Origin of the sequence: Methylobacterium sp. Leaf106 (assembly GCF_001422895.1) — a bacterium.
In the GTDB taxonomy this organism is placed as follows: domain Bacteria; phylum Pseudomonadota; class Alphaproteobacteria; order Rhizobiales; family Beijerinckiaceae; genus Methylobacterium; species Methylobacterium bullatum.
Genome location: NZ_LMNB01000020.1, coordinates 1 through 7,419 on the forward strand (window position 1 = coordinate 1; position 7,419 = coordinate 7,419).

7 protein-coding genes are annotated in these 7,419 nt (G+C 64.1%); 4 read left to right on the forward strand and 3 right to left on the reverse strand.

The annotated features are described in order from the left end of the window. Positions 1-207: 207 nt before the first annotated feature. The 3 genes from ASF34_RS11795 to ASF34_RS11805 all read right to left on the reverse strand — a co-directional run bounded on the left by ASF34_RS11795 (position 208) and on the right by ASF34_RS11805 (position 3,554). Entirely contained in the window at positions 208-438 is a 231-nt protein-coding gene (locus ASF34_RS11795; RefSeq protein WP_018042288.1) for a DUF6429 family protein, read from the reverse strand. Positions 439-750: 312 nt separating this feature from the next. After that, positions 751-1,416 carry a metallophosphoesterase family protein gene (locus ASF34_RS11800; protein ID WP_056161263.1) on the reverse strand — a complete coding sequence of 222 codons (666 nt, stop codon included), beginning with the start codon at positions 1,414-1,416 and terminating at the stop codon, positions 751-753. Then, positions 1,413-3,554, reverse strand: a complete 2,142-nt coding sequence (locus tag ASF34_RS11805; protein ID WP_056161264.1) for a helicase-related protein — start codon at positions 3,552-3,554, stop codon at positions 1,413-1,415. The genes ASF34_RS11800 and ASF34_RS11805 overlap by 4 nt, the downstream gene beginning before the upstream one ends. Before the next feature lie 480 nt (positions 3,555-4,034). Here ASF34_RS11805 and ASF34_RS11810 point away from each other — a divergent pair, with 480 nt between their 5' ends. The 4 genes from ASF34_RS11810 to ASF34_RS11825 are packed head-to-tail and all read left to right on the forward strand — an operon-like array spanning position 4,035 to position 7,231. Then, positions 4,035-5,192, forward strand: a complete 1,158-nt coding sequence (locus ASF34_RS11810) for an acyl-CoA dehydrogenase family protein (protein ID WP_156465707.1) — start codon at positions 4,035-4,037, stop codon at positions 5,190-5,192. Continuing rightward, positions 5,189-5,776, forward strand: a complete 588-nt coding sequence (locus ASF34_RS11815) for a class I SAM-dependent DNA methyltransferase (RefSeq protein WP_056161266.1) — start codon at positions 5,189-5,191, stop codon at positions 5,774-5,776. Before ASF34_RS11810 ends, ASF34_RS11815 begins: the two co-directional genes overlap by 4 nt. After that, complete coding sequence (locus ASF34_RS11820) at positions 5,754-6,494, forward strand: cytochrome b/b6 domain-containing protein (protein WP_443136534.1); 741 nt, start codon at positions 5,754-5,756, stop codon at positions 6,492-6,494. The genes ASF34_RS11815 and ASF34_RS11820 overlap by 23 nt, the downstream gene beginning before the upstream one ends. Continuing rightward, positions 6,491-7,231, forward strand: coding sequence for a molybdopterin-dependent oxidoreductase (locus tag ASF34_RS11825; protein ID WP_056161270.1), 741 nt, complete (start codon positions 6,491-6,493; stop codon positions 7,229-7,231). The genes ASF34_RS11820 and ASF34_RS11825 overlap by 4 nt, the downstream gene beginning before the upstream one ends. Positions 7,232-7,419: the final 188 nt, after the last annotated feature.

The window sequence follows — 7,419 nt, forward strand, 5'->3', positions numbered from 1 at the left end:
CTCGTCAGGCTCATAACCTGAAGGTCACAGGTTCAAATCCTGTCCCCGCAACCAAACACACCAGAACACCAAACGCAAAAGCCCGCAGCGTCAAACGCTGCGGGCTTTGCCGTGTCAAATGACATAGAGAGAAAACAAACGTTATCGCTGTCGAACTGCTCAGGATCGGGAAGAGCCGGCCCGCAAAGCGCAGACTTGACAGCGCAGTCATTCGGTCCGAGCAAACAGGACTCGAAATAGTTCCTCCGCTTGACGCAGCCCCTCGTCGGTCAGCACGACCGACTTCGCCTTGCTCGCCGGGTCGGAGATCATCCCCTTCCGGTGAAGGCGTTCCATCGCGTTCCAGTCGAAGCCCTTCCAGGCACGACGCTCATCGTGAAGCGTCAACCGCAGGAGCGCTAGAACAGCGGCGTCGATTTTCTCCTCGTCGATGTCCATCTTCACAAACCTCGTATGCAAAGCCCGAAAGCGCTGTGGTCTTCACCGGATGCATAGGATGAGCCTCATCGAAAGAGCAGGTAAACGCCCTCTTTTCGAAATCCGCCAAGGCTGATGATACCCCAAACCGCTATAAGCGCGAGGTCACGGCCGCCTTGTGCGGATAAGTCCGATCACGGATCTCATCACCGAAACCAATCGCCCATACTCTGCTGGATGGCAGCACCATGGATTTGGCGGTCTACTCGCCAAAAATACTTTCACTCTCCCCAACGGTCGTTCCGAACGGAGGCGGTCATCGAATTCTCCAGTTCACATGCCAACCTGCAGGAACTCGACGGCGGGGCCGGCTTCAGGAGTGAACACGGCTGCGGTGAGGAGGCATCCAAAGACACAGGCCGTGTCGACGTTCGTTCGGAAGGGATGAACGTCCGGCCTGCCGGTCTTTTGCGGGGTGTGGCCGTGGACGACGTGCTTGCCGAAATCGAAATCCTCGGTGAGGAACGGCTTTCGGATCCAGAGTCTGGCCTCCACGTCCGGGTCGATACCGGGCCTTCCGGGGCGAAACCCGGCATGGACGAAATAGCGCCGCTCATCCTCATGGACCGTGTCGAGGCCCGACATCCAGTTGAGCGCATCCCGCGGCAGCTCCTCCGGATCGCGGATGCCGAATGACGCCAGCGTGCTTCGACCGCCATTCTCCAGCCAGGCGGTGACGCCGAATGGCTTTTCGTAGGCATCGAGCAACATCCGCTCGTGATTGCCCATGAGAAACGTGGCTTTCTCGCCTCCCGTCCGATCGAGATCTTGAAGGATTCGCAGGACGCCGGCACTGTCCGGTCCGCGATCGATGTAGTCGCCGAGAAAGACGAGGCGGTAGTCGCGACCACCGCAATGACGAGCGATCTCCGCCAGGAGTCGCTCGAGGGCATCGGCGCATCCGTGGATGTCGCCGATGGCGTAAGTCAGACGAGTCATCGCACTCCCGGCCGCGACCGCCGACGTTCGGCCTTGCGCGTCGCCGTCTCTCGTAGATGTTTCTCGATGACGGCGTTGGCCCGGCCGCGCATGGCACGGATCTGCTCGTCGTCGTCGAAGGTTTCGGGGAAGCGGCGCGACAGCCAGAGATAAGCACTCGCGAGCCGCACCGTCCGTTCCTGATAATCGAGTTCCCCGCTGAGATTGGCACGCAACGCCGGAACGGTCGTGCGCGTGGCCCGAGCCTGCGCCCAGCGTTCCAGCATGGCGATGGCGATCTCATCGCGACGATTGACCGGGCAGACCGAGAAGGCGAACTTTTCCTCGATCGGCAAGGCAGCGCGGTCGATGACCTTCGCGACATCGAGGATTTCGTCGAGGGCGGAGGGCTGGAACGGCGACCCGGCATAGAAGGTGGACCGCGCGAAATGCGTCATGACCTCTCGCAGGCTCGCCGTGCGCATCTCCTCCGCGACGGAGCGGATCGCGATCAGATCGGGCCGCACGAAGAATCGCGTATCGGCGGCCGGTGCCGTCGGCGCTCCGGCGAGCGCGGCGCGGATCGGTTCGATGCCGATGGCGTCGGTGGCGGCGACGTAACCGACATCCTGATGGCCGAAACGCCCGGCGCGCCCGGCGATCTGACGAATCTCGGAATTCGTCAAGGCACGCTCGCCGACCCCATCCCATTTGCGGGTCGCGGAGAAGACGATGCGCTTCAGGGGCCCGAGGTTGAGACCCATGCCGATCGCATCCGTGGTGACCAATACGGTGGCTTCGCCGGTGCGGAACCGTGCGGCTTCCGCTCGCCTAACTTCGGGAGACAGGGCGCCGTAGATCGTCGCCACGCTGTGACCGGCGGCGACCAGGATCTCGCGATTCTCATGCACCGCGCGCCGCGAGAAGGCGACGACCGCGTCCCCTGGCTCGACGTCCTCGAGGGGGACGGGTTTGTCCAGAAGGACGAGGGGCGTCTTGCGAACGAAGGTGATGACTTCGAGCGATTCGTTGGCTGCCTCCGCCGCGCGCCGGACGGCGGCGAGCGCATCGTCGGACCCGCAGACGACGACGGTCTTGGCCGGGATACCGAAGAGGGCGTTGGTCCAGGCCCAGCCGCGGTCAGGATCGGAGAGCATCTGGATCTCATCGATCACGGCGACATCGACGGGCCGGATCAGATCCGCGGTCTCGATAGTCCGCGATGTGTGGGTCGGCCTGTCTTCGCCGAGGACTTCCTCGCCGGTCACCATCCCGGCCTTGAGGCCCCGCTCGGCGAGCCCCTCGTAATTCTCGAGGGCAAGGAGCCGCAGCGGCGCGAGATAAGTCCCCGTCGGGGCCGCTGCGAGTAATTGCAGGGCCGCGTAGGTCTTGCCCGAATTGGTCGGCCCCATATGGAAGATGATGCGACGGCCGAGGCGCCGGGCGACCGTGAATTTCTCGATGTAAGCACCGAACCCGACCTGATCGCGCAGACGGCGCAGGCGGGAATCCTCTCGCGCGACGACCTTGGCGCGCTTGCGCACCGGGGCCAGGGTGTCGCTCATGGAACGGCCGAGATTCGGCCCTGCATGGAACACCCGCGAGCGGAGGGAACGGTCCATGTGATCGATATAGGTGACGGCGTCGGCGCCGACCTCGCGCAGATCCCCGGTGATCGCGTCCCTGAGGCGTTCGATGGAGGCGTGGAGCGTCTGTCCGGTCCGTGCGATGATCTCAGCCACGGCGGGTCGCAACGTCTCGATGCGCCAGGTCGGGTCGTTGCGCTCCGCCATGCCGGCGACGATCTCGGCCGCGACGCCCTCCAGGGGAACCTCGACCCGCACATCCAGACGGTTGCCATCGAGAAGCGGCAGCAGCACGCGCACTCGCCACAGGAGGGTATCGTTCTCGGCGACCGTGACCTTGAGCCCGGGCACGCTCTTGCTCACCGCCGCGGCGCCTGTCCTCGCGAACGCGCTTTGCGCCTTCATGCGCCGCAGCGCTTTGCCGACACGCGCATCCTCGACATAGCCACCGAATTCCGGAAGATCGAGGTGAAGCCGCAGTGCCTCGATGTCCACCGACCGTGGCGGAAGCCCGAGACGGGCGACGACGTCCCTCAGGATATCGACGGTGGGCTGAGCGCGCTTTCGCGCCATGGGCATCGATCCTGGACAATCGTTCGTGGAACCGCATCGACCCGGTATCGTCTCGTGGGTCTACACGAGGCGAATGCGGAGCCATGGCGACGCTGCCCGATCTCAGGCCCGCCGCCTATCCCGCAGATGTGGATAAGGCCGCATTTTTACGCGGCAGATCGAGCATCGCGACAGGAATGCACGATTTGGCCGCGTGGAGTTGAACCGGCCCAAGGTTTCGCTGGTTGTCGAGACAACTCACTGCTTCCTCGATGACCGAAGGCAAGAACCTGCGCGCGTCTATTCTCCTTTTCGATCGATCGATTCTGATCTTTTCGTACCGGAACTCGGATCCCGCCACGTGCGACGAGGAGGAAGCGGACAAACGACGGATGTTCGCGTTGGGGTGTCGTACGATCGAGTGCAGGCCGAAATCTGTCCGGCCTCTTGGTCCCATGTCATGAATGGTCGGTATCGAGGCGCGACGGCCGCACGGAGAGGATGAACAGCGTGGACCAGCCGATACGGGTCGCCCACAGCATTGTCGATGCCGCGAGGGTGGTCGCACGGGCCGCCGCCGCGCGGGCGGCCGAACATGACCATGATGGCGGGTTCCCGGATGCGGATATCGAGCATCTGCGTACGCTCGGCCTGCTCGCCGCGCCGATACCGCGGGACGAGGAAGGCGCCGGCCTCGGCGAGGAGCCGGGCGCCTCGGATCTCTGCGATGTGCTGCGTATCATCGGGAGCGGAAGCCTGGCGCTCGGTCGACTCTACGAGGGCCATGTCAACGCCCTTCAACTGGTTGCCCGATATGGCGACGCCTCCCAGCGCACCCGTCTTTTCGCCGATGCGCGAGGGGGGCATCTCTTCGGTGTCTGGAACACCGAGCCCGCGGATGACGGGTTGAAGCTCGTCGAGCAGCCCGGTGGCTATCGTCTGAGGGCAGGCAAGATCCTCGCATCCGGCGCGGGCTTCGTCACCCGTCCCCTGGTCACCGCCCGCACGATCCCCGGCGACCGCGCCTTCATGGTGGTGGCCGAGCTCGCATCCGGCACGCGGGCCGATCTCTCCGCTTGGCGGGCCCACGGAATGCGCGCCTCGGCGACGGGAAAGGTGGATCTCACCGGGCTTGAGATCGCACAGGACGGTCTGCTCGGCGAGGCGGATTCCTATTCCAGGCAGCCGTATTTCTTCGGTGGCGCCTGGCGTTTTGCCGCTGTCCAACTCGGGGGGATCGAGGCCGTGCTCGATATCTGGCGCGACCATCTGCGCCGGACCGGGCGAGGTCACGATCCGCATCAATCGGCGAGGCTGGGGGAGGGGCTCGTCGCCACCGAGAGCGCCCGCCTCTGGGTGGAGCGCGCCGCGCGCATCGTATTCGAGGACGACCTCCGCCCTGAGCGAATCGTGGCCTACGTTCACCTGGCGCGAACCGCCGTCGAGGCCGCAGGGCTGTCGGTGCTGCAGCTTGCTCAACGCTCCGTGGGGCTGCAGGGCTTCCTGCGCGATCACCCCCTCGAACGGGCCTCACGCGATCTCGCTACCTATTTGCGACAGCCGGCGCCGGATTTCGCGCTGACATCCGCCGCGCATTATGTCCTTGGTGAGACCGGGTCCGCCGGTGATCTCTGGCGCGACTCCGGAGATGTCCCATGACGCGTCACTCGCAGACGATGCCGCCGGATTATTTCGAGAACCGCTACGCCGACGATCCCGACCCCTGGCAGTTCACCACCAGCACATACGAGGCCGCCAAATACGCGGCGACCTTGGACGTGTTGCCGAAGCCGCGTTTCGCGTCGGCGCTGGAGATCGGTTGCTCCATCGGCGTGTTCACCGAGGCTCTGGCGTCCCGATGCGATGCTCTCATCGGCCTCGATACGGCGGAAAAGGCCCTCGAACAGGCGCGTGGACGCTGTGAATCGATCCCGCATGTACGGTTCGAACGTCTGCACGTTCCCGGCCAATGGCCGGTGGGCAGGTTCGACCTGATCCTGATCTCGGAGGTGCTCTACTTCCTCGATGCCGACGATATGTCAGACCTAGCCAAGCGCATTCTCGATGCCCTCGACCCCGGCGGGATCGTCGTCCTCGTTCACTGGACCGGTCTCACCCATTATCCGCAGACGGGGGATGAAGCCTCGGAGATGCTGATCGGCCTCCTCGATGGGGCCATCCGCGTCGACCATCATAGTCGCACCGATCGGTACCGACTCGATGTCCTCACCCGCATCACCTGAACTCGTCCCAGTGGAACCGGGCGCCGGGGCGAAGAACGGTCCGACCGTATTCCGGCATCCGGCTTGGCTGAGGTTGACCCATTGGGTGAATGCCGCGGCCTTCCTTGTCCTGCTGGTCAGTGGAATTGCTATCCTTCTCGCCTTGCCGCGCCTGTTCTGGGGAGAGACTGGGGCCAACGACGCGCCGTCATGGATCGAACTGCCGCTGCCGGTGAACCTGGAACAGACCGGCTGGGGTCGGAACCTCCATTTCCTCGCCGCCTGGATCCTCGTCATCAACGGGCTCGCTTATCTGATGTTCATTCTGGCGAGCGGACATCTCCGCAGGAGCTTGGTGCCGGATCGGGATCAACTGTCCGCCCGTCATCTCGCCCAGGAAATCGGCGATCATCTCAGACTGGAGAAGGCGCGCGGCAGAGAGGCGCTCCGCTACAACGCCTTGCAGAAATTCGCCTATCTCGGCGTGGTCCTGATCCTGTTTCCCGTGATGGTGCTGAGCGGACTCACCATGTCGCCGGGGTTCACGACCGCCTTCCCGGAGCTCTTCAGCCTGTTCGGCGGCCGTCAATCCGCTCGGACGATCCATTTCCTGGTCGCCAGCCTGCTCGTCCTCTTTCTGATCGTCCATGTGATGCAGGTCTTCGTCGGCGGCGCCGGTAATCTCCTGCGCTCGATGGTCACCGGGCGTTTCACCATTCCCCCGGAGACGGAACGATGACCGATTTTTCCCGACGGCGCGTTCTGACGGGGTCGGCCGGTCTCATCGGCGCTGGTTTTCTCGGCGGCTGCGACGCGCCGGCACTGAGCCGCCTGGCGACGCCCTACGATTGGAGCAACGGGCTGACCTTCACCGTGCAGCGCTGGCTTCTCAGACGACAACCCCTCGTCCGGGAATTCGGGCCCGAAGCGATCTCCGCCGTTTTTCCGACCATCAACACGACCGATCCGGACGCTCCTGCTTACAGAACATCCAAGGCCGTCGGTTTCACAGATTGGAAGCTGCCGGTGACGGGACTCGTCGACAAGCCGGGGGCTTTTTCCCTCTCCGACCTCAAGGCGATGCCGGCCAGGACACAGATCACGCTGCACAGCTGTGAACAGGGGTGGTCGGCGATTGCGGGTTGGACGGGCGTGCCCCTGGCCCATCTCCTCGCCCATGTGGGGTTGAAGCCCGAGGCCCGTTTCATCGTGATGCGCAGCGTCGACGGCTGGTGGGACAGCTACGATCTGTTCGATGCGCTGCACCCGCAGACGATCCTCGCCTACGGCATGAACGGAGGAGACCTGCCCATCGCCCATGGCGCGCCTCTCCGCCTGCGGGTCGAGCGTCAACTCGGCTACAAGAGCCTCAAATACCTGACCCAGATCGAGGCCGTCGAGCACGTCGATGGCTTCGGGAAGGGGAGTGGGAGCATGGTCGCCGAACTGGATTTCCCATGGTACGCGGGGATCTGAGCGGCCCTCGAAGGCGGGCGGCTCGCGTCGGGTTTCTGCGGCCTTTGTCATCGACGTGTCGTTTTAGGTGTTGACGCGTCGGGTCGGTCTCCGTATATCCCTGTTCATCGGCGGCGGCCAGCGGGGACTTCGGTTCGGCGGGCTGGCGTTTGTGTCTTCTGGACGATGATCGGATGGATGATCCGGCT